The organism is Flavobacterium psychraquaticum (genome assembly GCF_034497725.1).
GTDB classification, from domain to species: Bacteria; Bacteroidota; Bacteroidia; order Flavobacteriales; family Flavobacteriaceae; genus Flavobacterium; species Flavobacterium psychraquaticum.
On sequence record NZ_JAXKVR010000028.1, the window covers coordinates 19,406 to 43,323 of the forward strand.

A 23,918-nucleotide genomic window follows, 5' to 3' on the forward strand; every position below is an offset into this window, starting at 1 on the left:
TCGGTAATTTCAGAAGGGTGACAGACGCTGAGAAATAACAATTCATGATAAAAAAAGGGTCTTACATTTTAGGATTGACACTCCTAGTTGCAGTAATTTCGTCGGGTTTTATTAGCCTGGACGAAAAAAAGGTAAAAGGGTTTCATTTGGCGGATAACGAAGTAATTTTGTACACCGTAGAAAATGAAGTTATTGTTGAAGAAAAGGTGGAAGTTTCAGTTCCACACGTAGGAAAATCGTTCGCAGGTTTTGCTCAAAAAATGGCTTACCGTGAGTCAAGAGGTATTTTACATTTAGTTAATCCATTTGGATATATGGGAAAATATCAATTCGGTAAAAGTACATTACGAACCGTAGGTGTATATGATTTTCAAGAATTTTTACGTAACGCCGAATGGCAAGACAAAGCTTTTCAAGCTTTAATTGCACGTAATAAATGGCAATTGCGAAAAGAAATTGAAAAATACTCTGGTAAGGTAATAAACGGAATCGAAATTACAGAATCAGGTTTAGTGGCTGCTGCTCATTTAGGTGGTGCAGGATCCGTAAAAAAATACCTGAGAAGTAATGGTAGAAGCGGTTTTAAAGACGGTTTCGGGACCTCATTGTCAAGTTACATTAAAAAGTTTGCAGGTTATGATGTTTCACACATCGATGCAGACGTAAATGCAAAAGTAGTTTTAGAATAATTACATTTTGTGTATAATAAAGATACAAGGCCGATTATGTAAATCGGCCTTATCTTTTTTCCACTCGTTAATAGTTTTGGTTTTTATGTATTCTGTAGGTAGTGTAATATCGCACGCCACGCATAAATAAGTACTCGGTTGCAATATTTGAACCAAATCTTCCATTAATTTGTTATTTCTATACGGTGTTTCAATAAACAATTGGGATTGATTTTTTTCTTGCGATAAGCGTTCAAAGCCTTTAATAGCTTGTTTTTTATCGTCTTTATCTATTGGTAAATATCCGTTGAAAGCAAAACTCTGTCCATTCATTCCACTTGCCATTAAAGCTAACAAAATAGAACTCGGACCTACTAAAGGTACGACCTGAATTCCTTTTTCGTGTGCGATTTTTACAATCACAGCACCAGGATCAGCAATTCCAGGACAACCTGATTCACTCAATAATCCAATGTTTTCTCCGTTTAAAAGTGGTTTGATGAATTCGTAATGTTCCGCAGTTTCTGTGTGTTTATTCAATACTGAAAATTTCAACTCAGGTTGTTTCTTTTCAGGATGAATACTTTTTATGAATCGACGAGCTGTTTTCTCATTCTCTACAATAAATGAATCAATAAAATCAATAGTTCTTTTAATTGTTTGTGGTAATACATCTTCCGGAACTACAGTAGTTTCTCCAGGATTAGATAAAGTACAAGGAATTAAATAGAGTTTGCCTAGCGATTTCATAATAATGCTTTTTAAAGTTTTCTTGCAATAGCTTCGCAAGCTTGATCTAACATATCGAAAACATTTTCAAAGCCATCGTCTCCTCCATAATAAGGATCTGGAACATCAACATTTTCGTTAGGGAATATTTCGTTTAAAATTAGCCTTACTTTTGATTTTGATTCTTCAGTAGGAGCTAAGGCAATTACATCTTTATAATTGGAATTATCCATCACGTAAATGTAATCAAAAGTATCAAAATCACTGACTTTAAATTGTCTTGCTCTTTGGTTGGTAATGTCTAAACTTCTGTTTTTTGCAGTTGTAACTGACCTTTTATCAGGTAATTGCCCTGAATGCCAAGCACCAGTTCCAGCGGAATCAACAATGTAATTTTCTGAAAGTTTTGCACGCATAATTCCTTCTGCCAAAGGAGAACGACAAATATTTCCCAAGCAAACCATTAAGATTTTAACCGACATTTTATAGCGATAATTTTTTATTGATATCGTCAACAAACTTTTTAAATTGTTTGTCTGTAGCCACTAAATTATCTACAGTTTTACAAGCGTGTAAAACGGTAGCGTGATCTCTATCTCCAATTTGCGAACCTATGTTTGCTAAAGAAGCTTTCGTGAATTTTTTCGCAAAGAACATTGCCAATTGTCGGGCTTGCACCACGTGACGTTTTCTTGTTTTAGATTGTAAAGTTTCAATATCTAATTGAAAATAATCAGAAACAGTTTTCTGAATATAATCAATAGAAATTTCACGTTTCACGTTTTTTACGAATTTCTCTACTACTTGTTTTGCCAAGTCAATAGTAACTTCGCGTTTGTTAAAAGAAGATTGTGCAATTAATGAAATAATAGCACCTTCTAATTCACGAACGTTAGATTTAATATTCTTAGCGACATATTCAATTATTTCTTCAGGAATTTCAACACCATCTCTATATAAAATATTTTTCAGTATTGAAATACGAGTTTCATAATCGGGTTGGTGTAATTCAGCTGAAAGTCCCCATTTGAATCGTGATAGTAAGCGTTGCTCAATATCTTGCATATCCACAGGAGCTTTATCAGAAGTAAGAATTACTTGTTTACCATTTTGGTGCAAATGGTTGAATATATGGAAGAAAACATCTTGCGTTCCTGACTTACCAGATAAAAATTGAACATCATCAAGGATTAATACATCGATCAATTGATAGAAGTGAATAAAATCGATGCGTGTGTTTTTCTTCACCGAATCAATAAATTGCTGTGTAAAAATTTCAGCAGAAATATATAAAACTGTTTTTTCAGGGTATTTGTCTTTAATTTCAACACCGATAGCGTGTGCTAAATGTGTTTTTCCTAAACCAACTCCTCCAAAAATCAATAAAGGATTGAAAGAAGTTCCTCCAGGTTTATTAGCTACTGCCATACCAGCACTTCGTGCTAAACGGTTTGCATCTCCTTCTAGAAAGTTGTCAAAGCTGTAGTTAGCGTTCAGTTGGGATTCGATTTTTAAATTACGAATGCCAGGAATTATAAAAGGATTTTTAAGTTCTGGATTTTTATTAGCTGTAGGTACATCAACCTCTTGTGTTTTTACTGCAGTTCTGTTGTAACTAGGTATTTGCTCAGTAAATGGAAGTTTATTGCCATAAGTGTTTTCCATTTTGATTTTATACAATAACTTTGCACCTGGTCCAAGTTCTTTAGTTAATGCTACTTTTAATAATTTTACGTAATGTTCTTCTAGCCACTCGTAAAAAAATTTACTAGGTACTTGAATAGACAACGCATTGTCATTTAGTTCAACTGACTGGATAGGTTCAAACCAAGTCTTGTAGGCTTGGTCTTGAATATTATCTTTAATAAAAGACAGGCAGTTGTTCCATACTGATTGCGCAGTTTTAGTCATAAAATTGTAATTATCAAAAGTTGTTTTTTTGTTTCGTATAGGTTACCTTACAAAAATAATAAGGTCTTGTTTTACTGTTTATTTGGGTTAGCAAATATGTGAACAATTTTCTGTATAAAAAAGTTTTTTTCTATTGATTTTGCGAAAAAAATATTGTAACGAGTATAAACGTTTTTAGATTAATTTAATATAATTTTTACGATGAAAGAATATGAGTATCAAGTGCGCGTGCGTTATTCCGAAACCGATCAAATGGGAGTAGTTTATCACGGAAATTATGCACAGTATTTTGAGATGGGTCGTGTGGAATGGCTAAGGAATATGGGGGTTTCGTACAAATGGATGGAAGAAAACGGCGTGATGTTGCCCGTCGTTTCTTTATCAATGAATTACAAGAAACCAGCACGGTATGACGATTTGTTAACCGTTAAAACTATCTTAAAAAGTCAAACATCTGTAAAGATAGAATTTGACTATGAAATTTACAACGAGCAAAAGGAGTTATTAACAACTGGATACTCAATGTTGGTGTTTGTAGATATGAAAACGGGCCGCCCAATGTTGCCCCCAGATTATGTTTTAGAGAAGATAAATGGGCTGTGAAAATTAAATTTTAGTTAGCTTAATTTCGTACAAGCTTTCAAAAGTGTCCAATATGTTTTGGGCACTTTTTTTTCGGGTTGCAATTTCAATTTCACAATCCATTTCCATTTTCTGAGCTACTATTTGTAGATTTTTTTCTTTTATTATGCGCATCACTTTATTCATATTTGCGTATCCAAAACAAATAAGAAAATGAATGTCAATAGTTTTTTCAATAATTTCAGCACTTTCCAATGCCATTTGAGCAGCAGTTTTATAAGCGGATATCAATCCGCCAACGCCTAGTTTAACTCCCCCGAAATATCTAACAACTACAATTAAAACATTTGTAATATCAAATGACTGTATTTGCCCGTAAATTGGCATTCCAGCACTATTATTTGGTTCGCCATCATCGTTCGCACGATATTGAATTTTTTCTATGCCGATTTGATAAGCATAACACCAATGTCTTGCCGAAAAATGATCTTTTCGTAGTTTTTCTAATATCTCTTTTACTTCTTCTTCTGTAGTTACAGGAAAAGCATAGCCAAAGAATTTACTGTTTTTTTCTTTGTATAAAACTTCTTCTGACGGAAGTGCAAGAGTTTTGTATGTGTCGTTTTCTAAATCTGACATTTTAATAAGTAACTAAAAATAAGGCTAATAAAGCCAATCCAATTCCGAAAACATTCCTTTTTGAAATGGTTTCTTTGAAGAATAGTATGCCTACAAAGGTAGAAACTATTACGATAGCAATGTTATGAATGGTAAATAAAGTAGCACTTTGAAACGCTTTTGCTTCTAACATCTTCACCATAAAGTACAAGGCAAAGTAATTTGGGATTCCTAAAATGATGCCTCCAATTATATTTTTTCCTCTAATTGCTATCGTTCCATTGATGGATTTGTAAATCATTGCTACCATTCCCACAAAAAAAGCAAATAAAAAAGTCAAGGAAGAAAACAATTGTACTTCCTCAGTCTTAATATAAAAAGTTTGTAAATATTTTAAACTCGAATCGATTATTCCAGCACCAAAAAAAACTAAACTCGGATATAGTAGGTAATTGGTGCTTTTAGAAATACCTGATTCCTTCAGCGAAGTGAAGTAGATGGCTAGCAAAGCTATGCTAATTCCTATTATTTTTATTGAACCTAATGATTCGTTATATAGAAAAACCCCTAATGCGACAGGAATAATAACAGACATTTTTGAAGCGACTGTTACAACAGAAATCCCATTGCGTTGCGTTGCTAATGTGGTAAAATAAAAATTTACAATAAAGATAACACCTAAACAAATACTTCCTACGAACCAGTTTTGATTGTCTATTTTAATTAACGATGTTGAATCTTCTAAAAGCAGAAAGCCAACCCAAAAAGCGATTAGATAATTAACAACCAATGCTTGTAATATATCTATATTGTATTTCGCAAAGAGCTTAAATAGCACAAACGGTAAAGTGTTGAATAAAATACTAAGAAATAAATAAAGCACTACTTATTCAATAATTTTTTTATCAAAAAGTTCAGTAACATCATCAATTCCAGGCTGTAATGTCCACACTTGCAAACCTAATTCTTTGGCTACATCGGTGTTTTGCTTATTATCATCAACAAATAAGGTTGTTTTTGGATTTAAGTTATGGTTGTTAATTACGTATTTAAAAACGTTTTCATCTGGTTTTCTTAAGCCAATTTCGTAAGAGAAATATACCTTTTCAAAACAACTGTAAAAATCTCTTGCAAAAGTTTGACCTTCTTGGTGCTCAAATTTTTCGATATGAGTATGATCGGTGTTACTTAAAAGAAACAAACGATATTTTGTCGCTATCATCTGTAAGAATTCTAATCTATACAGTGGAAAATCACCTAAAAGAGCATTCCATGCCGCTCTTATTTCAGTTAATTCGGCATTCGGTAAATACTTTTGAAAACCTTGCATAAACTCGAATTCATCAATTTTTCCAATTTCATACCTTTTATTCAAAACATCTAAATCATCGTGCCAAGCAGTTAATCCCAATTTTCTAAATTCGGTATCAATCGCTTCTTTTTTTAAATCTATAAAAACATCTCCAAAATCAAATATAATAGCTTCAATCATAATTTCTGATAATATTAAGGTGGTCATCCATTATGTCAAAACGAGAAAAATTTTCACCAATTAATTTTGGCGCTTTTATTCCGTTTTGAAATTTTACATTTCCGTTAAAAATCCTTGCTTCATCCCAAAGACCTTCATTTATAAAGGTTTGCAGTGTGGTTGTTCCGCCTTCTATTAACACAGATTGTATGTCGTTTTCATACAAAATATTTAAAATAGATTTGGCAAGGCTATTTCCAAAGATAGCATTTTCATAAATACAATTTTCAGTTGAAGTAAATTTTTTGCTTTCCGTGATGAAAATTGTTTTTTGAGTCGCATCTTTCACATTATATTGTTCTGAGATTTTTCCAGATTTATCCAATACAATTCGAATGGGATTATTTCCTCTAAAGTCTCTTGCGTCTAATTTTGGATTATCTTCTAAAACTGTATTCGTTCCTACTAAAATCGCTTGTTCTTCGGTACGCCATTTGTGCACCAATTGACGTGAATAGGGATTTGTAATCCAAACGGGACTCTTTTCTTCTTTAGTTAAAGGAGCAATAAATCCATTTGAAGTTTCTGCCCATTTTAAAACTACATAAGGTCGTTTTTTTTGATGAAATGTAAAAAAACGTTTGTTGAGTTCGTTACATTCTTCTTCTAAAATCCCAACGGTTACATTTTTTCCACTTTCAATTAATCTTTTGATTCCATTTCCAGCTACTTTTGCGAAAGGATCAATTGTTCCAATTACTACATTCGGAATTTTATTTGCAATAATTAAATCACAACAAGGTGGTGTTTTTCCAAAATGACTACAAGGTTCTAAAGTCACGTAAATAGTCGCATCTTTCAATAACGATTTGTCTTTTACCGAATTTACTGCATTTACTTCAGCGTGTGCTTCGCCTGCTTTTCTGTGCCAACCTTCGCCAATAATTTGGTCGTTGTAAACAATAACACTTCCTACTAACGGATTTGGATAAGTAGTTCCCAAACCGTTTTTTGCCAGTTCAATGCAGCGTTTTATGTGAAATTCGTGTGTAGTCATCTCACAAAAGTAGCATTTTTATGATTAATAAAATAAACATATAAGTCAGGTAAGTTTTATATATTTTAAAAAAATTATTAATTCGAATTTAACTCTCGTGATTGGAAAAGCTTAAATGACTTATATGTTAAAAATTTAAAAGTACTAATCGATTCAGCCAAATTATGTATTTTTACCGCTATGATAATTAGAGAAATCCAGCAAAAAGATAATGTGCAGATTGCCAAAGTAATTCGCGATATTTTCCACGAATTAGATGCACCAAAAGTTGGGACTGCTTATGCCGATCCTATTTTAGATACTTTATTTGAAGTCTACCAAACGCCACGTTCCAACTATTATGTGGTCGAAAAAGATGGAAAAGTAGTTGGCGGTTGTGGAATTGCACCCTTACAAAATGAAGCTATTTCTGTTTGTGAATTGCAGAAAATGTATTTTGCTCCTGAAATTCGAGGAACCGGTTATGCCGAGAAAATTATTCAAAATTGTTTAGATTATGCCAAATCTCAAGATTTTGAACTGTGTTATTTGGAAACTTTGTCTTTTATGACGGCTGCACAAAAATTATATAAACGAATTGGTTTTGAACATATTTCTGGCCCAATGGGAAATACGGGTCATAATAGTTGTGAGGTTTGGATGACGAAGAAATTATAATTTTTAAAACTTAATCTAATGTTACTTAAACAATTTAGAATTCATTTTTTCGAATCTTTAAAAGGAATTCACGATGAAAATGAAGTCGAAAGTTTCTTTTTCATCTTAACTGAATATTTGCACAATTTGAAGCGAATTGATTTAGCCTTAAATCCGAATTTTGAAATTTCAGAAGCAGAAGTTCAAAAATGGGAATCCATAATTTCTGAATTAAAAACCGAAAAACCGATTCAATATATCCTTGGAGAAACTTGGTTTTATGATTCGAAGTTTTATGTAAACGAGCACACTTTAATTCCGCGTCCCGAAACGGAAGAATTGGTAGATTGGATTTTTGCAACTGAAAAGAAAAATGACAAAAAAGAAAAGCTAACGATTTTAGACATAGGAACTGGAACGGGCTGTATTCCAATTTCTTTAAAAAAGAATTTACCGCAAGCGGAAGTTTCTGCAATTGATGTTTCTGAAGAAGCTTTGAAAGTAGCCCAAAGAAATGCTTTAGAAAATAAAGTCGAGATCAATTTTATCCTTCAAAATATTTTAGAAACAGAAGATCTAAAACAACAATTTGATATTATAGTTTCGAATCCGCCTTATGTGCGTAATATGGAAAAACAGGAAATTAAGAAGAATGTTTTAGCATTCGAACCCCATTTAGCTTTGTTTGTTGAAGATAATGATGCTTTACTGTTTTACAGAAAAATTGCTCAACTAGCACTAAAAAACTTAACACCAAACGGGTTACTGTTTTTCGAAATCAATCAATATTTAGGAAAAGAAACCATTGAATTACTTGAGGATTTAGGTTTCAAAAATATCGAATTAAAAAAAGATATTTATGGAAATGATCGAATGATAAAAGGTTGTTTGTAATTATGAATTAACGAATCGTTAATTTTATTCGTGTCGTAAAGCCTCAATTGGATCTAGTTTAGACGCTTTTAATGCTGGATATAACCCAGAAGCAATAGTAACAAGAAATGTTGTTAAAACTGCTGCAATAACTGCTGTCCAGGGAATTACAAATGCAAATCCGATTGCAGAAGCAATTCCAAAACCAATCAGAATTCCTAAAATAATTCCAACTATACCTCCTAATTGACCAATAATTAATGTTTCAGTAAAAAATTGCCAAGCAATGGTGGTTCTTTTCGCACCCAAAGCTTTTCTAATACCAATTTCTCTCGTTCGTTCAGAAACGGAAACCAACATAATATTCATCAATGCAATTGACGAACCAAAAACTGTGATAATTCCGATTACCCAAGCCGAAATCCCTAAAACAGCTGTGTTGGATAATAGCGTCTGAATTAAATCATCACTTCTTTCAATTCCAAAATCATTTTTTGAAATCGGATTTAGTTTTCTAACTCGTCGCATCGTAATAATGGCGTCATCAACCGCTTCATCTAACAAAGCTTCGTTGTCTACCATAACATCTAAATCATAATTTATATTTGGTGCCGAAAAAAGAGAACGCGCCACTTGAACCGGAATTAAAACCCGTAAATCTTGACTATTTCCAAAAGTAGAGCCTTTTTCTTTCAGCACTCCAATTACTTTAAATTTTGCGCCACGAATTGAAATTACTTTATCGATTGGATTTAAATTTGCAAACAAACCTTTCTCAAAATCAGATCCTAAAACACAAACGTAATTGTTGTTTTCGATATCAAAGGAATTGAAATTTCGGCCACTTGCGACTTTTAAACCTTTATTTGGACAAAAATTATCATCCACACCCAAAATACTAATTTCTGGGTCAGTCTTCTTTTCGCCGTACTTTACTTCAACTGCAGAACCTGCTGTAAATGAAAGAGAAGTGGTGGTGAAAGGGAAATTATATTTGTCTTGAAAAGCCTTGGCTTCCGGATAACTAATGATTGAATTTACCCTTTGCGTAGCATCATTTTGATTAATTTCTGATGATAAATCGTATTGACTTATCGAAAAAGTATTCGCACCCATAGAGGCAAAATCTTTTAAAATCGTATTCTCTAAGGCCGAAACTACTGTAAGAATTCCTACCAAAGCGGTAATTCCAATAGCGATAATCATCACTGTTAAAGACGTTCGTAAAGCCTGACTTTTAATAGAATCAAGCGCAATTTTCGTATTTTCTCTAAATAATCCTACCATAACTATAAGACTAAAGAGTGTGTTTTTTGTTACACAATATTAGGATTAAATATTTTAAACATATAAGTCATTTAAGTTAATTTGATACTCTAAATCATCTTCTTTTAAGTTTATAGTTTAACATTTAAGCTTTTAAAAAACTCATATGACTTATATGTTTAATTAGTTTGTTATTTTTTTTTTAAACGTTGAATAAATCCGATATTTGCATTAGAAACAATCATATTATCCAATCCTAAAATTCTAAATTTAAAAATGGCCCAAAAACCGAGTATACCAAAAGGAACAAGAGATTTTTCACCTGCTGAAGTAGCAAAGCGTAATTATATTTTTAGTACGATAAAAACGAATTTCGAGAAATTTGGCTTCCAACCTATTGAAACACCTTCGTTTGAAAATTCGGAAACCTTAATGGGAAAATACGGTGAAGAAGGCGATCGCTTGATTTTTAAGATTTTGAACTCGGGTGATTATTTGGCTAAAGCCGATGCTAATTTATTAGAAAATAGAGATAGTTTGAAGTTAACAAGTCATATTTCTGAAAAAGCATTGCGTTATGATTTAACTGTTCCTTTTGCAAGATATGTAGTGCAACACCAAAATGAAATTGAGTTTCCATTTAAAAGATACCAAATTCAACCGGTTTGGCGTGCAGATCGTCCTCAAAAAGGAAGATTTAGAGAGTTTTTTCAGTGTGATGCGGATGTGGTAGGTTCGAATTCGCTTTGGCAAGAAGTAGAATTGGTGCAATTATATGATTCCGTTTTTAGTCAATTGGGATTAGCTGGAGTTACCATTAAAATTAACAATCGTAAAATATTATCGGGAATTGCTGAGGTAATTGGTGCTTCTGATAAATTGATTGATTTTACGGTGGCTTTGGATAAATTAGATAAAATAGGAGAGGACGGCGTTAAAAAAGAAATGCTTGAAAAAGGAATTTCAGAAGAAGCGATCGTAAAAGTTCAACCGTTATTCAATTTCTCCGGAACAATTACTGAAAAAATACAAAAACTAGCCGATTTATTAGTTTTGTCGGAAGAAGGAATGAAAGGTGTGGACGAATTGAAATTCATTTGTGATAACGTTTCTACTTTAGGATTACAAACTGCTTTCTTAGATTTAGATGTCACTTTAGCTCGTGGCTTAAATTATTATACCGGTGCAATTTTTGAAGTTTCGGCTCCAAAAGGTGTTGCAATGGGTTCGATTGGCGGTGGTGGTCGTTATGACGATTTAACCGGGATTTTTGGCTTAAAAAATATGAGTGGTGTTGGGATTTCCTTTGGTTTAGACCGAATTGCTTTGGTAATTGAAGAACTGGGTTTATTTCCAGAAACGGTTTTAGCCACTTCAAAAGCATTGTTTTTGAATTTTGGCGATAAAGAAGCTTTATACGCGATGCAAGCCATTGGAAAGTTGCGTCAATCAGGAATTAAAGTGGAATTATATCCCGATAATACAAAAATTGGAAAACAGTTTCAACACGCCGATAAAAGAGGAATTCCATTTGCTGTTTTAGTAGGTGAGGAGGAAATAAGTGCGAATGAATTTACGCTTAAAAACTTGGTTTCGGGCGAACAACAAAAAGTTGATTTCGAAACTTTGAGTACTTTATTGCAATAAATAATAACGAAATTTTGTTTTGATAATAAGGTGTTTCACTTGCTGCCTTTTGAACGCGGATTCAACGGATTTTCAAACGCAGATTTTTCCGATTCTAGAAGAATCACAGATTTGAAGAATTTGAGAAATTTTAAAAAAATAGCAAAAACCTTGAAGGCTTTGTGGTTAAAAATAAGTAAAAATGAGCAATATAGACGACGAAGCGAATAAAGTAATTTGGTCACTTCAAAACAACAAACGAAGTGAAGAAGAACGAAACGTTTTTAAGCCAACCGGTAAAAAGCCAATGAATAAAAATTTGGTTTACATTTTATCGGCTTTGGGAATTACGTTTGTCTTAAGTTATGTCTTGACATTTTTCACTAAAGAAACGATTAGTTTTTGTTTCTTGTTGGAGACTTATTGCTATAATTCACTAGAAAATCCATTAGCTTTCACATTTTTTATTTTTATGAATCTATGGATTTTAATTCTTGGTGTTGGAATTGCGTATGTTATTGGCAAGAAAATAGGCGATCGATTTAAGGTGTAATTACTTTTCTCCCTTAAAAATCTCCTTAACAGCAATTTCGTAATTCTTACTATTTCCTGCTTTTTTAATCTTTTTATACGTCTTTTGCGGATTTGAAAAGGATTCTGAAAAATATTCCCAAAAGCCTAACATCTTCATTCGAATTGGCGTTGGACCAGATAAATATGCATCATATTCTTGGTAAATAGTATCGTGAAATGCTTCGAAAATTTCGAATCTATTTTTAGGATATTCAGTAGTATTGTTTTTAATCATCGAGGGTAAAAACGGATCGGCAATCAATCCTCTTCCTATCATAAAATGATCGATTGAAGGAAAACGCTCTTGCATTTCTTGAAACTTCGCTACGGAAGTAATATCGCCGTTGTAATATAATTTATGTTTGGTATGAGCTAAACAATTTTGGAACGAATCTAAATCGACACCGCCTTTGTATAATTGTTTTCCGATTCGAGCGTGAATGGCAATATTTTTAATTGGATATTGGTCTAAAATTGGAAAAACATCTAAAATTTCTGTCGGATTTTCGTAACCCATTCGCATTTTCATCGAAACAATAATATCAGTTTCGTTGTGAACACGTTTTAAAATATGTTCTATTTGATCGGTGTTTTTAATTAAACCCGAACCCATCCCACATTTGGCTACCATCGGATAAGGACAGCCTAAATTCCAATTCAATTCTTTGTAACCTAATTCTTGAACATACTTTGCGACAAATAAAAACTCATCGGCATCACTGGTAATAATTTGTGGAATAACTTCTAAAGTAGTGTTGTTTTCGGGAAGAATATCTCTTTCATACGAACCTTTTATGACTAATTTTCCGTTTAATTTTATGTACGGCGAATAGAATGTATCAATTCCTCCGAAGTATTCGTGGAATGCATTTCTAAATCGAAAATCGGTAAATCCTTGAAGCGGAGATGATAATAAAGTTGTATTCATAGTTCGCAAAGATAGTGGATTTCTGGTAAAATTATTCTCTCTTTTGTGCGAATAACCAATCGTACATAGCATCTTCGTGAAAAAGTTGTTCCACGCTGCTGTGATTTCCACCTTTTATAATTGTAAAAATTAAATTTGCCTTTTTCTTACACTTTCTAATGGCATTTACCACTTTTTCTGATTCCGAAATTGGCACTATAAAATCTTTATCGCCGTGTTGAATCCAAAGAGGAATTCTCGCTAAATTACAACCATCAGCAATATTTCCACCACCGCATATTGCAACGGCTGCTGTAATTTTATCAGCGTGTTTTCCTGCGAAATGTAAAGTTCCATATCCACCTAAACTCATGCCACAAACATAAATTCTGGAAGTATCGGTATTGTATTTTTTTTGAACATATTCTAAAATTTCCAGCACTTTATCCGGATTCCAACTTCCTTTTGCTAATTGAGGCGCTATTACAATGGCTGGGATTTTTCTTCCTCTTTCCATTGCACGCAAAACCCCGTATCTTTTTACTCGATTTAAATCAGTTCCAGAGAGACTTTTTCCGTGCAGAAAAATCAAAATAGCTTGCTTTTCAGTTTTCTCGTTAGCGGGAACATTAATCCAAAACGGATAAGTAGTTTGGTTGGTGATGGTTTTTAACTGTGCAACACAGTTAAAAGTGTAATTTATAAAAAGGAATAGTAATATGGTTTTTAATCTCATTTTCAATGATTTGTAATAAAAAAAAGAAACCCGAAACTTACATTGCTGTAAAATTTCGGGTTTTCGTAGCGAAGACGGGAGTAGGTTGTTTGTTTTCTGTAAATCCCTGTGAAATTTTAAATCGCTAGTAAGCCCTTATTTTATTGATGTTATTGGTAAAATTAATTTTGGTTATTCTTGGTAAAATTCATTAGTTTTGTAAAAAGTCGGGAATTAATCGGGAATTAAATAGCTATGGCAAACGTGAAATTTAGAGCAATGGGTAAAAATGACCCTGTTAATTTGAATGTTAGATTTTATCATAATAAAATTGATTGTTCAGCAAAAACGAATATTTTTATCTCTCCAAACGATTGGAGTAATAAAACTTTCAAAGTTAAACAAAATGCAAATGAAGCATTAAAAATTGATCTAGAAAATAAAACTTCAGAAATTAGAGATTTAATTTTAGGTCAATTTAGAATAGATTATCCAAAAGGTATTTTAATAGATAAGAATTGGTTGGTTACTATTATAAATAAAATTAATGACAAACCTGTTGATGGATTTGATGAAACTTTATACTTTTTAGATTTTTTAAGTAACTATATTGAGCAATCTAAATCGAGAATTAATCCTAGAACAGGCGAACTCATTTCAAGCAAAACAATACAGAATTATACAACTACTTTAAAACGCCTACAAGAATTCGAAGACTTGAAAGGTAGTAAACTAAGAACTAAAGAAATTAATTTAGATTTCCATAATAAGTTTACTTCCTTTCTGAAGATTGAGGGGAATTATTCAAACACTTTAATTGAAAAATATATCAGTCAAATTAAAGGTTTTGTTAAAGAAGCTAAAGTTTTAGGATATGAAGTAAGTTCTGAAGTAGAAAGTAAAAATTTTACTTTTAAACGGGAGGAAACTTTAGATACTTACTTAAATTTAAACGAGATTAATGAAATATTTAAGCTTGACTTATCTGAAAAAAGCTATTTAATGGATGCTAGAGATTTGCTCATTTTTGGAGTTTGGACTGGTTTAAGAGTTTCTGATATAAAAAGAGTGAATGAATTTAATATTTCTGAAAATAGAATTAGAATTATAGCAACTGAAAAAACAAAATCTACTGTTGAAATTCCAATTCACGCTCAACTTAAAGAAGTTCTTAAAAGACGTAATAATACTTTGCCTATAATTACCGACCAAAACTTCAACAAAAACATAAAATTAATTTGTCAATTAGCAAAAATTGATGAAGTTATTCTAGGTAGTGTTAAAGACCCTGAAACTAAAAGAAAAGTAAGGGGTTATTATGAAAAGTATAAATTAATATCAAGTCATACCTGTAGGCGCTCATTTGTTTCCAACCACTATGGTAAAATAGATGACAGAACCATTATGGCTATTACGACTCATAAAAGTTACACACAATATATGAAGTATGTAAAAACAACGCTAAGCGAACACGCTCAAAACTTAGAAGACTATTGGAATAATAAACAATAGCGTTTGAAATGATATTATAAGTCTTCATAGTCTTTACTATTAGTTCTCAGTAAATAAAGGCATGAACATTTTTTAAGCTATGTAATTTAATAAAAATCTAAGTTGTTATCGAATCCTGAGTTAAAGTCAAATAAACGTTATTCACTAGTGTAACCTAGCTTATCCTAACATAACCTCGCATAACCTAGCTTATCCTAACATAACCTAACATAACCTAACATAACCTAACATAACCTAACATAACCTAACATAACCTAACATAACCTAACATAACCTAACATCTCGTTTTTTAATTTGGCTCTCTTTGTTTTTTAAATCAGTTAAAAATGAAAAAAATTATCCAATTAGAAATCGAAAACTCTGAAGATTTTAAAAATGAAATCATTAGAGGAGTTGTTGCCCAAATCAAGGATTTAGGGATTTACAACCAAACAAGAGAAGAAAACCCAAACGAATTAATTCCTAGGGTTGAGACTGCAAAAATCCTGAATATTTCTACAGTTAAATTGTGGCAATTAACAAAGGACAAGTTAATTGATGTGTGTAAAATCGGAAGAAAAACGCTGTACAGACGAAAAGCGATAAATGACTTTATTAATCTTCAAAGCCGTCTTTAGTTATGCAATCGTCAAACAATCAAAAAACAGAAAAGTATTTAAATGACCTAAGTTGTCATTTAAACGAATTAGAACTTGGAATTGATACATTCCAAACATTTCACAATAGAGATAAATCAGTTTATCTCTATTGTGAAATGTTTAAAGATAAAATAAAGCTTATAAGTAATATTTTATTTCACAATAATCTTATTTTAGTAATTCACATACTAAAAGAAGTGAATAGACTTTTTATGGAGGATAAAGTTTTAAGAAGTGTTACTATAAAAATTGATAATACTAAAAGACCAAATAATCCAGCAGCAAGCGCTCGTTTAAAAATTGAAGTATGAAAGATATAAATAAATACATCAGAGTAGGAGTTGATTATTTCAAAGAAGTTGAAATTCCTATGTCAGGAGAAAATTTAAAAGTATTGAAAAGGTGGAATAAACAAACAGTTGTAGACGATTTTGGCAAAGATGTAATAAGCAAAATCGGTAAGTTTGAGGGATTTTGCTATAAACCATCACATTTAAATTTTCAGAAAACTATTAATGGTTTTTATAATAGTTACGAACCTTTATCTTATTCGTTGCAACCAAATGGAAACTGGGAAAACATCGAAAAACTATTACGCCACGTTTTTGATGAACAATACGAACTAGGATTGGATTATTTAACCCTGTTATGGCAAAAACCAACGCAAGTACTTCCTATTTTATGTTTGGTAAGTTCGGAACGTAATACAGGAAAAACAACTTTTTTAAATCTCTTGAAGTTAATTTTTGAAAGAAATATGACTTTAAATACAAATGAAGATTTTAGAAGTAGGTTTAACGGAGATTGGACAGGAAAACTAATAATAGCAATTGACGAGGTATTACTCGATAAAAAAGAAGATAGTGAGCGAATAAAAAACCTCTCAACTGCTAAATATTACAAAGCCGAATCTAAAGGAAAGGATAAAGAAGAAGTTGAATTTTTTGGAAAATTTATTTTATGTTCAAATAACGAAGAAAATTTTATTAAAATCGATTTTAATGAGATACGCTATTGGGTTCGTAAAATACCAACTTTAGGAATGTCAGTTAATCCAAATTTATTAGACTTACTTAGGGATGAAGTACCTGCATTTGCATATTTCTTGAGCGAAAGAGTGGTTGCAACCAAACAAGCAACTAGAATGTGGTTTACTAAAGAACAAATCCATACAGAAGCTCTGAATGTCTTAATTAAAGGAAATAAAACTTCTGTTGAAAAAGAACTGGAGGAAATGCTTAAAGATGAATTTGCCGTTTTTGAACTAGATAAATTGTGCTATTCAGGTAAAAATTTGTGCGAAATGCTTAAAAGTAGAGGGCTAAATGTTTCTAATAGTTATATTATAAACACCTTAAAAACTAAGTATAATTTAGAATCTAAAAACTCGAGTTATCAATGGTATCGCTCTGAAATTTATTCAAATGGCAGTCCAGTTGCAACTGGTTGCACTTCTGAAAAAGGTAGGTTTTTTGAATTTAATAAGGAGTTTTTTGTAAATTAATGTTGAAATGTTGAATTCGTAGCTAAATCTCATTGTTTATATGGGTTGGCGAGTGCAACAAGGTTTCAACAATAAGTCAACAACACAATACTAGTCGTTGTTGTTGATTTTTATCTAACAATTATTATTTTGTACTGATTGTTGCTGTTGAATGTTTGTTGAATGAATGTTGATGTTATAAGTTGTTGATATTCAGTAAAATATCGCTAATTTTCAACAATACAACAAAAAACAACTACTTATGTACACAAAGCAGATTTATTACTTGAATTTAAAAACGTTATTACTTCCTTATTAAATAAAAATAAAGAAGAAGAAGATACATTGTTAATCCGCCAAGAAACAGCAAACCTATTAAAGGTTTCGCTTGTTATACTATGGGTTTGGACAAGAAAGGATGTTGTTCCTATTTATCGCAATGGTTACAAAGTGCGGTATAAAAAAAACAAAGTTTTGGCGTTATAAAAACAAATAAATAAGTTTAAAAAATAGTTGCAATTGAAATGCTTTTTTGGTTGCAAAAATGGTTGCAAAAGCAGTTGCAACCTAATGAATGTAGGCTTCTACAAGGCTTTTTGCTTAGTTTAATAGGTGTAGTGTGAAAAAAAATCATTGCAACCTTTTTTACTTTTATGTTAATAACTTGTTTTTAAATTGAGAAATTATTTACCTACTTTAGTACACTTAAAGTAATTATAAAACCATCAGGGTTTTATAGTACATAACATCTTAATTTTGTTCAATGGCATTATTCCAAAACGCAGTAATAAAAAAGTATCTACAAGCCCAAAACAAAGAACAACTTAATGAGAAATGGTTGCAATTTAAAAACCATTTTCACAACCCCACTATTCAAGATAATATTCGCAGTAGTAAAGAAGAACAATATCAAGGCGAGTTTTTAATTGATTTGTTTGTCAATGTTTTAGGATATACTAAAAATCCGCAACCCGATTTCAATCTTACTACAGAATATAAAAATGTCAAAGACAGCAAAAAAGCAGATGGTGCAATTTTGATTGATAACAAGGTCAGTGCCGTTATTGAACTTAAAGGAACTAATACAACCGATTTAAGCAAAATTGAAACCCAAGCATTTGGTTATAAAAACAACCAACCTGATTGCGTTTACATTATTACTTCAAACTTTGAAAAATTACGTTTCTACATAGATAATGCAATTGAATATATTGAATTCAACTTGTTCCAGTTACAACCAAATGAATTTGAATTATTGTACCTGTGTTTAGCTCACGAAAATATTGCCAAAGGAATTGCTAAAAAATTAAAAGACGAATCAGTAAGTCAGGAAGACGTAATTACTAAAAAGTTATACAAAGATTATTCTACTTTTAAAAGAGCATTGTATCATAGTTTGGTGCAATTAAATCCCGAATATGAACCCATTGCACTTTTTGAAAAATCACAAAAACTTCTAGACAGATTTTTATTTATATTCTTTGCAGAAGACCGCCAATTATTACCGCCAAACTCGGTTCGTTTAATTTTACAACAATGGAATCAACTAAAAGAGTTAGATGAAGAAGTTCCGCTATACGAACGATTTAAAAAATACTTTGGTTATCTCAATACAGGCTACAAAGGAAAAAACTTTGATGTCTATGCCTATAATGGTGGTTTGTTTAAAGCCGATGAACTTTTAGACAACATCAAAATTGATGATGCTTTATTATATGCTCATACTTTAAAATTATCAGAATACGATTTTGCAAGTGAAGTGGACGTTAATATTCTAGGACATATTTTTGAAAATTCGTTAAATGAATTAGACGAAATTAAAGCCGAACTAGAGGGCGAAGTAATTGATAAAACAAAAACCAAGCGAAAAAAAGACGGTGTTTTTTATACGCCAAAATACATAACGAAGTATATAGTTGAAAATACGGTTGGAACATTATGCAATGAAAAGAAAAACCAGTTGCAACTAAATGAAGAAGACTATACTACCGATAAAAAGCGACAAAAGAAGACTTTACAGGCACTTATAGACAAGTTGCAACTATATCGCAACTGGTTGTTGCAACTAACTATTTGCGACCCCGCTTGTGGAAGTGGTGCTTTTTTGAACCAAGCTTTAGATTTTTTAATTAAAGAACATACTTATATAGACGAGTTGCAAGCCAAGTTGTTTGGAGATGCTTTTATTTTGAGCGATGTAGAAAATAGCATTTTAGAAAACAATTTGTTTGGCGTAGATTTAAACGAAGAAAGTGTTGAAATTGCAAAATTGTCTTTGTGGTTGCGAACGGCTCAACCCAACCGAAAATTAAACGATTTAAGCGGAAATATTAAATGTGGTAACTCTTTAATTGACGACCCTGTAATTGCGGGCGACAAAGCATTCAATTGGCAAACTGCATTTCCGCAAGTGTTCACTAAAGGTGGTTTTGATGTAATTATTGGAAATCCGCCGTATGTTCCTACTGAATTTATAAATGAAAATGATAAAACTTATTTAGAGAAAAATTATCAATCTGCTTATGGTAGAATTAATTTATATCCTATCTTCTATGAAAAAGGTTTAAAAGTATTAAAAGATAGTGGAGTACTTGGCTATATCACACCATACACAATACTAAAAAATCAATATTATAAAGAATCCAGAAGATTTATCCTTGAAAACTCAACCATAATTGAATTAATAGATTTTAAAGGTGTTTTAGTTTTTCAAGATGCTGCTGTAGATTCTATAATTTTAATTCTTGAAAATAAAATTTGTGATAAATATGAATTTAAGCAGATTTCAAATATAAAATCATTTGAAAATCAATCTTATACAATTGATAAGTTTAAACTATCTGAAATTATATCAAATGAAGATTTATCAATGTTAATTACAATAAATGATAAGTTAATTAAAAGAGTTTCAAAAAACACAATACCATTAAGGGAAATAATCAACTTCAATCAAGGTATTATTACAGGTGGAAATAGTAAATACCTAATTACTGAAAAATCTGAAATTACAGAAAAAATATTAACAGGTTCAGATTTTAATAGATATTTATTAGATGATACAAATCAGTTAATAATATATGATACAAAAAAATTACATAGACCAAGAAAAAGAGAAATATTTGAAGCTAATGAAAAAATATTATTAAGACAAACTGGAGCTTATCCGATTTGTATGATTGATAATGAAAAGTATTTTACTTTAGATACTGTACATAATGGTTTACTTATAAATGATAAGTTTGATATAAAATTTATTCTTTCAATTTTAAATAGTACCTTGATAAGGTTTTTATATGAATCACAAATAAATGAAGGAGGAAAGGTTTTTGCTCAAGTAAAAATTATTTATATTGACCCTTTACCAATTAAAGAAATTTCTCAAGAAAATCAAATTCCATTCATAAAAAAAGCAGATTTAATGCTTTCTTTAAATAAGGAATTACAAATGGTTTCAACTAAATTCCAACGCACTTTACAACGCAAATTTGAATTAGAAAGTTTACCTAAAAAGTTAGAAAACTGGTACGAGTTAACTTTTGCAGAATTTGTTAAGGAGTTGGCTAAAAAGAAAGTAAAATTAACCCTATCAGAAGAAGCCGAGTGGGAAGATTACTTTTTACAAGAACAACTAAAAGCCGTTGCAACCAAAAACGAAATTACTGCAACCGACAAAGCTATTGATGCAATGGTATATGAGTTGTATGGTTTAACGGAGGAGGAAATTAGTATAGTAGAAAATAGTTAAAAAATATTAAAAACTAAAAAAAAAAACATTTAGTTGTTAGTTTTGTTGAAAAATAATAAATTACAAAACCCTTGAATAGCAACACATTGCAACACAAAAAAGAGATGTTTCCCTCATTGATGCGGTAAACATAAAAAAGTTATCAACAAAATTTGGTTATATGAAAGATTTAACAACTTCAAACATAGATAGACAGAATATTTTAAATAATAATGAAGTTTTAGAAACCGTTCAGGTGCATCTTGGCGTTTCTGGAATGTATTTTAAAGAAGAATACCGATTTACCAAAAACCAAATATCCGATTTTTATCATGTCGACATAGCAACCATAGACCGTTATTTAGAGGGAAATGAAAATGAATTGAAAAACAATGGCTATGTTGTTATTAAAGGTAAAACACTTAAAGAATTTAAAGACCAATTTGGAGTTGTTGCCAATTTATCTAGCAAAACACCGCAATTAGGGTTATTTAACTTTAGGGCTTTTTTAAATCTTGGAATGCTATTAGTAGAAAGCGAAATGGCGAAAGCCATCAGAAGCAAAATTCTAGATATTGTAATCGATAGTTTAAATCATAAATCAGGTGGCTCAACAAAATATATCAATCAACGAGATGGTGATTTTTTGAACTCAATACTGAAAGAACCACATTACAGAAAAGAGTTTACGAATGCTTTAAATATGTATTTAGATTTAGGAAGTTTTAAGTATTCTTACTACACCGACAAGATTTATAAATGTGTTTTTAACGAAAATGCTTTAGAATACAAGAAACTTCTAAACCTTAAACAGACAGAAAATGTAAGAGATACGATGTATGCGGAAGTTTTAAAGTTAATTGCATCTTATGAAACTGGATTGGCTCACGAAATGGAAAGTCTTTCTAAAAAATTAAATAGAAAAATAAATCAAAATGAAATGAATGATTTGTTGGAAAATTTTTCAAATCATCCTTTATATAAACCATTAATTGAAGATGCTAGAACAAAAATGGCTAGTCGTGATTATGGATTCAGAAGAGTTTTTCACGAAAATCTTGAAAATTATATTGATAGTGTTTCTAAATCTGATTTTGACCGTTTTTTAGGCGACAAAAGCAAAACTTTAGAAGAGCGTATTGACGAAAATATTGATGTTTTTAAACGACTAAAAGATAGATAATGAAATATTTATATTTTGATGTCGAACATTCTATCAAAGAACACGATTACATCATTGAGCAATCGGGTGGCTTAAGTGGAATAAAAAACAAAGGACATTTGGAAGCTGTTTTAGAATTTGTCAAAAACGATGAGTACTATCCAACAATTGAAGAAAAGGCCACTTATTTATTTTATGCCTTAAATAAGAATCACACTTTTAATGATGGAAATAAGAGGTCGTCAATCGTTTTAACAGCTTATTTTTTTCAAATAAATGGTTTGGGCTTTATAGTGGGTCGTTTTATGAGAGAAATTGAAAATATAGCCGTTGATGTAGCTGATAATGTTATTGATAAAGATTTATTGTTTGAAATTATTTCTTCATTCATTTACGAAAACGAATTTAGTGAAGATTTAAAATTTAAAATCATCAATGCTAAATTACTTAGGTTTGATTTTTAATATTATAAACTAATGCTACAAAAAAAAATTATCGAAATAGAAAACATTTCAGTTGAAGAACTGGTTGCAATGATTAGCAATAGCGTTTTAGACGGTTTAGAAAGCCGTTTAAAGCATTTACAAAAGGAAAGAGAACAAGAGCTACTTTTAACAAGAATTGAAACTGCTAAGTATCTACATATAAATATGACAACACTATGGAATTGGACAAAAAAAGGAAAAATAAAAGCCTATGGTATAGGAAATAGAGTTTATTACAAAAAAAATGAAATAGACAAAGCTATTATAAGGATAAATTAATTTATTTAATAATTCTAAATTTTTAATTTTAGTTGTAATTGCTTTTTCAAGAGTTTTCCTTTATTATTCCAAAAAAGTCCGATTTTTTAAATTGTTAATTAGTGTCGGATTACGTATATATTAAAATATAAGAAGATAGTTTTTAAATGTACAGGGGCTAAAATACTTATAAGAGTTCATTTTTAAGATTTGTAAATTATAAAAAAGGGGGTAATTTATATGATTTTTGTTTAAAAACCCATTTATCTTTTTTAGTTATTCACATTGATTAACAGGTGTTTATAGAGTACACTTTTTACAAAAGTCGGGAGTTAATCGGGAATAAAAAACCCTAAACTATTGATTATCAACGGTTTAGGGTGTTAGAAAGTAGCGAAGACGGGAGTTGAACCCGTGACCTCAGGGTTATGAATCCTGCGCTCTAACCGACTGAGCTACCTCGCCAAAAGGTTTGTGTCACATCCTTGTTGAATGCGGGTGCAAATATAAAACTATTTCCTTTCTTTGCAAACATTATCCTATAAAAAAAGATAAATAAATTAATTTTTTTGTATTTTCAATTATATTGTATATATTTCACGTTTTAAAACCAATTGCAATGAGTACTAAAATTAAATATGAATTGGAGTTTCCAATACAATCTTCGCCACAATTGTTATATCAGTATATTTCAACACCATCAGGTTTGTCTGAATGGTTCGCGGACAACGTTAATTCAAGAGGAGAGTACTTCACTTTTATTTGGGATGATTCTGAAGAGAAAGCTAAATTAGCTTCTAAAAAATCGGGTGAACGAATCAAGTTTAGATGGTTAAATGAAGATAATTCGGAAACAGATTATTTTTTTGAATTAAAAATTATAGAGGATGAAATTACGAAAGATGTTTCAATAGTTATTTCAGATTTTGCAGAAGAGGATGAAATGGAAGAAAACAAACTGCTTTGGGAAAATCAGATTTCTGACTTAAAACATGTCTTAGGTTCGGCATAAAATAAATTATAA

Annotated in this window: 25 protein-coding genes and 1 tRNA gene; 15 read left to right on the forward strand and 11 right to left on the reverse strand. The window is 31.1% G+C overall.

Translation table 11 applies throughout. The annotated features are described in order from the left end of the window. Window positions 1-44: 44 nt before the first annotated feature. Window positions 45-689 carry a peptidoglycan-binding protein LysM gene (locus T1L09_RS07090; RefSeq protein WP_322550260.1) on the forward strand — a complete coding sequence of 215 codons (645 nt, stop codon included), beginning with the start codon at window positions 45-47 and terminating at the stop codon, window positions 687-689. Here the strand turns inward: T1L09_RS07090 and T1L09_RS07095 are convergent, their stop codons facing one another. The 3 genes from T1L09_RS07095 to dnaA are packed head-to-tail and all read right to left on the reverse strand — an operon-like array spanning window position 690 to window position 3,308. Then, on the reverse strand, window positions 690-1,418 hold the full coding sequence (locus T1L09_RS07095) for an SAM-dependent methyltransferase (RefSeq protein WP_322550261.1): 729 nt from the start codon (window positions 1,416-1,418) through the stop codon (window positions 690-692). 11 nt (window positions 1,419-1,429) lie between these two features. Beyond that, the gene (locus T1L09_RS07100) at window positions 1,430-1,879 is read right to left on the reverse strand and encodes a low molecular weight protein-tyrosine-phosphatase (protein WP_322550262.1); all 450 of its coding nucleotides are present in this window, start codon (window positions 1,877-1,879) and stop codon (window positions 1,430-1,432) included. 1 nt (window position 1,880) lies between these two features. Beyond that, a complete protein-coding gene (dnaA, locus tag T1L09_RS07105; RefSeq protein WP_322550263.1) occupies window positions 1,881-3,308 on the reverse strand; it encodes a chromosomal replication initiator protein DnaA in 1,428 nt (475 codons plus the stop codon). A gap of 201 nt (window positions 3,309-3,509) precedes the next feature. On the opposite strand from dnaA, the gene T1L09_RS07110 reads away from it, so the two are divergent. Then, entirely contained in the window at window positions 3,510-3,911 is a 402-nt protein-coding gene (locus T1L09_RS07110; protein WP_322550264.1) for an acyl-CoA thioesterase, read from the forward strand. A 3-nt stretch (window positions 3,912-3,914) separates the two neighbouring features. Here the strand turns inward: T1L09_RS07110 and T1L09_RS07115 are convergent, their stop codons facing one another. Genes T1L09_RS07115 through ribD form a run of 4 tightly spaced genes read right to left on the reverse strand, consistent with a single transcriptional unit; the run spans window position 3,915 to window position 7,036 of the window. After that, window positions 3,915-4,529 carry an IMPACT family protein gene (locus tag T1L09_RS07115; RefSeq protein ID WP_322550265.1) on the reverse strand — a complete coding sequence of 205 codons (615 nt, stop codon included), beginning with the start codon at window positions 4,527-4,529 and terminating at the stop codon, window positions 3,915-3,917. 1 nt (window position 4,530) lies between these two features. Continuing rightward, window positions 4,531-5,391: an EamA family transporter gene (locus T1L09_RS07120; RefSeq protein WP_479691084.1), complete on the reverse strand. Its 861-nt coding sequence runs from the start codon at window positions 5,389-5,391 to the stop codon at window positions 4,531-4,533. Between the two features lie 3 nt (window positions 5,392-5,394). Beyond that, complete coding sequence (locus tag T1L09_RS07125; protein ID WP_322550450.1) at window positions 5,395-6,000, reverse strand: HAD family hydrolase; 606 nt, start codon at window positions 5,998-6,000, stop codon at window positions 5,395-5,397. Then, complete coding sequence (ribD, locus tag T1L09_RS07130) at window positions 5,993-7,036, reverse strand: bifunctional diaminohydroxyphosphoribosylaminopyrimidine deaminase/5-amino-6-(5-phosphoribosylamino)uracil reductase RibD (RefSeq protein ID WP_322550267.1); 1,044 nt, start codon at window positions 7,034-7,036, stop codon at window positions 5,993-5,995. Before ribD ends, T1L09_RS07125 begins: the two co-directional genes overlap by 8 nt. Before the next feature lie 180 nt (window positions 7,037-7,216). Here ribD and T1L09_RS07135 point away from each other — a divergent pair, with 180 nt between their 5' ends. Beyond that, a complete protein-coding gene (locus tag T1L09_RS07135) occupies window positions 7,217-7,693 on the forward strand; it encodes a GNAT family N-acetyltransferase (protein WP_322550268.1) in 477 nt (158 codons plus the stop codon). Window positions 7,694-7,711: 18 nt separating this feature from the next. Next, complete coding sequence (gene prmC / locus T1L09_RS07140) at window positions 7,712-8,566, forward strand: peptide chain release factor N(5)-glutamine methyltransferase (protein WP_322550269.1); 855 nt, start codon at window positions 7,712-7,714, stop codon at window positions 8,564-8,566. Between the two features lie 24 nt (window positions 8,567-8,590). Here the strand turns inward: prmC and T1L09_RS07145 are convergent, their stop codons facing one another. Further along, window positions 8,591-9,832 (reverse strand): ABC transporter permease, encoded by a 1,242-nt coding sequence (locus T1L09_RS07145; protein WP_322550270.1) that lies wholly within the window; start codon window positions 9,830-9,832, stop codon window positions 8,591-8,593. Between the two features lie 255 nt (window positions 9,833-10,087). On the opposite strand from T1L09_RS07145, the gene hisS reads away from it, so the two are divergent. Together hisS and T1L09_RS07155 are read left to right on the forward strand one after the other, a co-directional pair. Beyond that, complete coding sequence (hisS, locus tag T1L09_RS07150; protein WP_322550271.1) at window positions 10,088-11,458, forward strand: histidine--tRNA ligase; 1,371 nt, start codon at window positions 10,088-10,090, stop codon at window positions 11,456-11,458. A 181-nt stretch (window positions 11,459-11,639) separates the two neighbouring features. Beyond that, window positions 11,640-11,990 (forward strand): hypothetical protein, encoded by a 351-nt coding sequence (locus T1L09_RS07155; RefSeq protein WP_322550272.1) that lies wholly within the window; start codon window positions 11,640-11,642, stop codon window positions 11,988-11,990. Here T1L09_RS07155 and T1L09_RS07160 read toward each other — a convergent pair whose 3' ends face one another. Both T1L09_RS07160 and T1L09_RS07165 read right to left on the reverse strand, forming a co-directional pair. Further along, the gene (locus tag T1L09_RS07160) at window positions 11,991-12,938 is read right to left on the reverse strand and encodes a tRNA dihydrouridine synthase (RefSeq protein ID WP_322550273.1); all 948 of its coding nucleotides are present in this window, start codon (window positions 12,936-12,938) and stop codon (window positions 11,991-11,993) included. A gap of 31 nt (window positions 12,939-12,969) precedes the next feature. Further along, the gene (locus T1L09_RS07165; protein WP_322550274.1) at window positions 12,970-13,653 is read right to left on the reverse strand and encodes a carboxylesterase family protein; all 684 of its coding nucleotides are present in this window, start codon (window positions 13,651-13,653) and stop codon (window positions 12,970-12,972) included. A gap of 234 nt (window positions 13,654-13,887) precedes the next feature. On the opposite strand from T1L09_RS07165, the gene T1L09_RS07170 reads away from it, so the two are divergent. The 8 genes from T1L09_RS07170 (at window position 13,888) to T1L09_RS07205 (ending at window position 22,915) form a co-directional block, all read left to right on the forward strand. After that, window positions 13,888-15,144, forward strand: coding sequence for a tyrosine-type recombinase/integrase (locus T1L09_RS07170; RefSeq protein ID WP_322550275.1), 1,257 nt, complete (start codon window positions 13,888-13,890; stop codon window positions 15,142-15,144). A gap of 326 nt (window positions 15,145-15,470) precedes the next feature. Next, the gene (locus T1L09_RS07175) at window positions 15,471-15,761 is read left to right on the forward strand and encodes a helix-turn-helix domain-containing protein (RefSeq protein WP_322550276.1); all 291 of its coding nucleotides are present in this window, start codon (window positions 15,471-15,473) and stop codon (window positions 15,759-15,761) included. A gap of 2 nt (window positions 15,762-15,763) precedes the next feature. Continuing rightward, a complete protein-coding gene (locus tag T1L09_RS07180; protein ID WP_322550277.1) occupies window positions 15,764-16,093 on the forward strand; it encodes a hypothetical protein in 330 nt (109 codons plus the stop codon). After that, the gene (locus tag T1L09_RS07185; protein ID WP_322550278.1) at window positions 16,090-17,286 is read left to right on the forward strand and encodes a primase-helicase family protein; all 1,197 of its coding nucleotides are present in this window, start codon (window positions 16,090-16,092) and stop codon (window positions 17,284-17,286) included. The genes T1L09_RS07180 and T1L09_RS07185 overlap by 4 nt, the downstream gene beginning before the upstream one ends. A gap of 742 nt (window positions 17,287-18,028) precedes the next feature. Next, on the forward strand, window positions 18,029-21,010 hold the full coding sequence (locus tag T1L09_RS07190; protein ID WP_322550279.1) for an Eco57I restriction-modification methylase domain-containing protein: 2,982 nt from the start codon (window positions 18,029-18,031) through the stop codon (window positions 21,008-21,010). 160 nt (window positions 21,011-21,170) lie between these two features. After that, the gene (locus T1L09_RS07195; protein ID WP_322550280.1) at window positions 21,171-22,172 is read left to right on the forward strand and encodes a DNA-binding protein; all 1,002 of its coding nucleotides are present in this window, start codon (window positions 21,171-21,173) and stop codon (window positions 22,170-22,172) included. Then, entirely contained in the window at window positions 22,172-22,615 is a 444-nt protein-coding gene (locus T1L09_RS07200; RefSeq protein WP_322550281.1) for a type II toxin-antitoxin system death-on-curing family toxin, read from the forward strand. The genes T1L09_RS07195 and T1L09_RS07200 overlap by 1 nt, the downstream gene beginning before the upstream one ends. A gap of 12 nt (window positions 22,616-22,627) precedes the next feature. Continuing rightward, on the forward strand, window positions 22,628-22,915 hold the full coding sequence (locus tag T1L09_RS07205) for a helix-turn-helix domain-containing protein (RefSeq protein WP_322550282.1): 288 nt from the start codon (window positions 22,628-22,630) through the stop codon (window positions 22,913-22,915). Window positions 22,916-23,285: 370 nt separating this feature from the next. Here the strand turns inward: T1L09_RS07205 and T1L09_RS07210 are convergent. Next, window positions 23,286-23,359, reverse strand: a tRNA-Met gene (locus T1L09_RS07210). 154 nt (window positions 23,360-23,513) lie between these two features. Here T1L09_RS07210 and T1L09_RS07215 point away from each other — a divergent pair. Then, window positions 23,514-23,906 carry an START-like domain-containing protein gene (locus T1L09_RS07215; RefSeq protein ID WP_322550283.1) on the forward strand — a complete coding sequence of 131 codons (393 nt, stop codon included), beginning with the start codon at window positions 23,514-23,516 and terminating at the stop codon, window positions 23,904-23,906. Window positions 23,907-23,918: the final 12 nt, after the last annotated feature.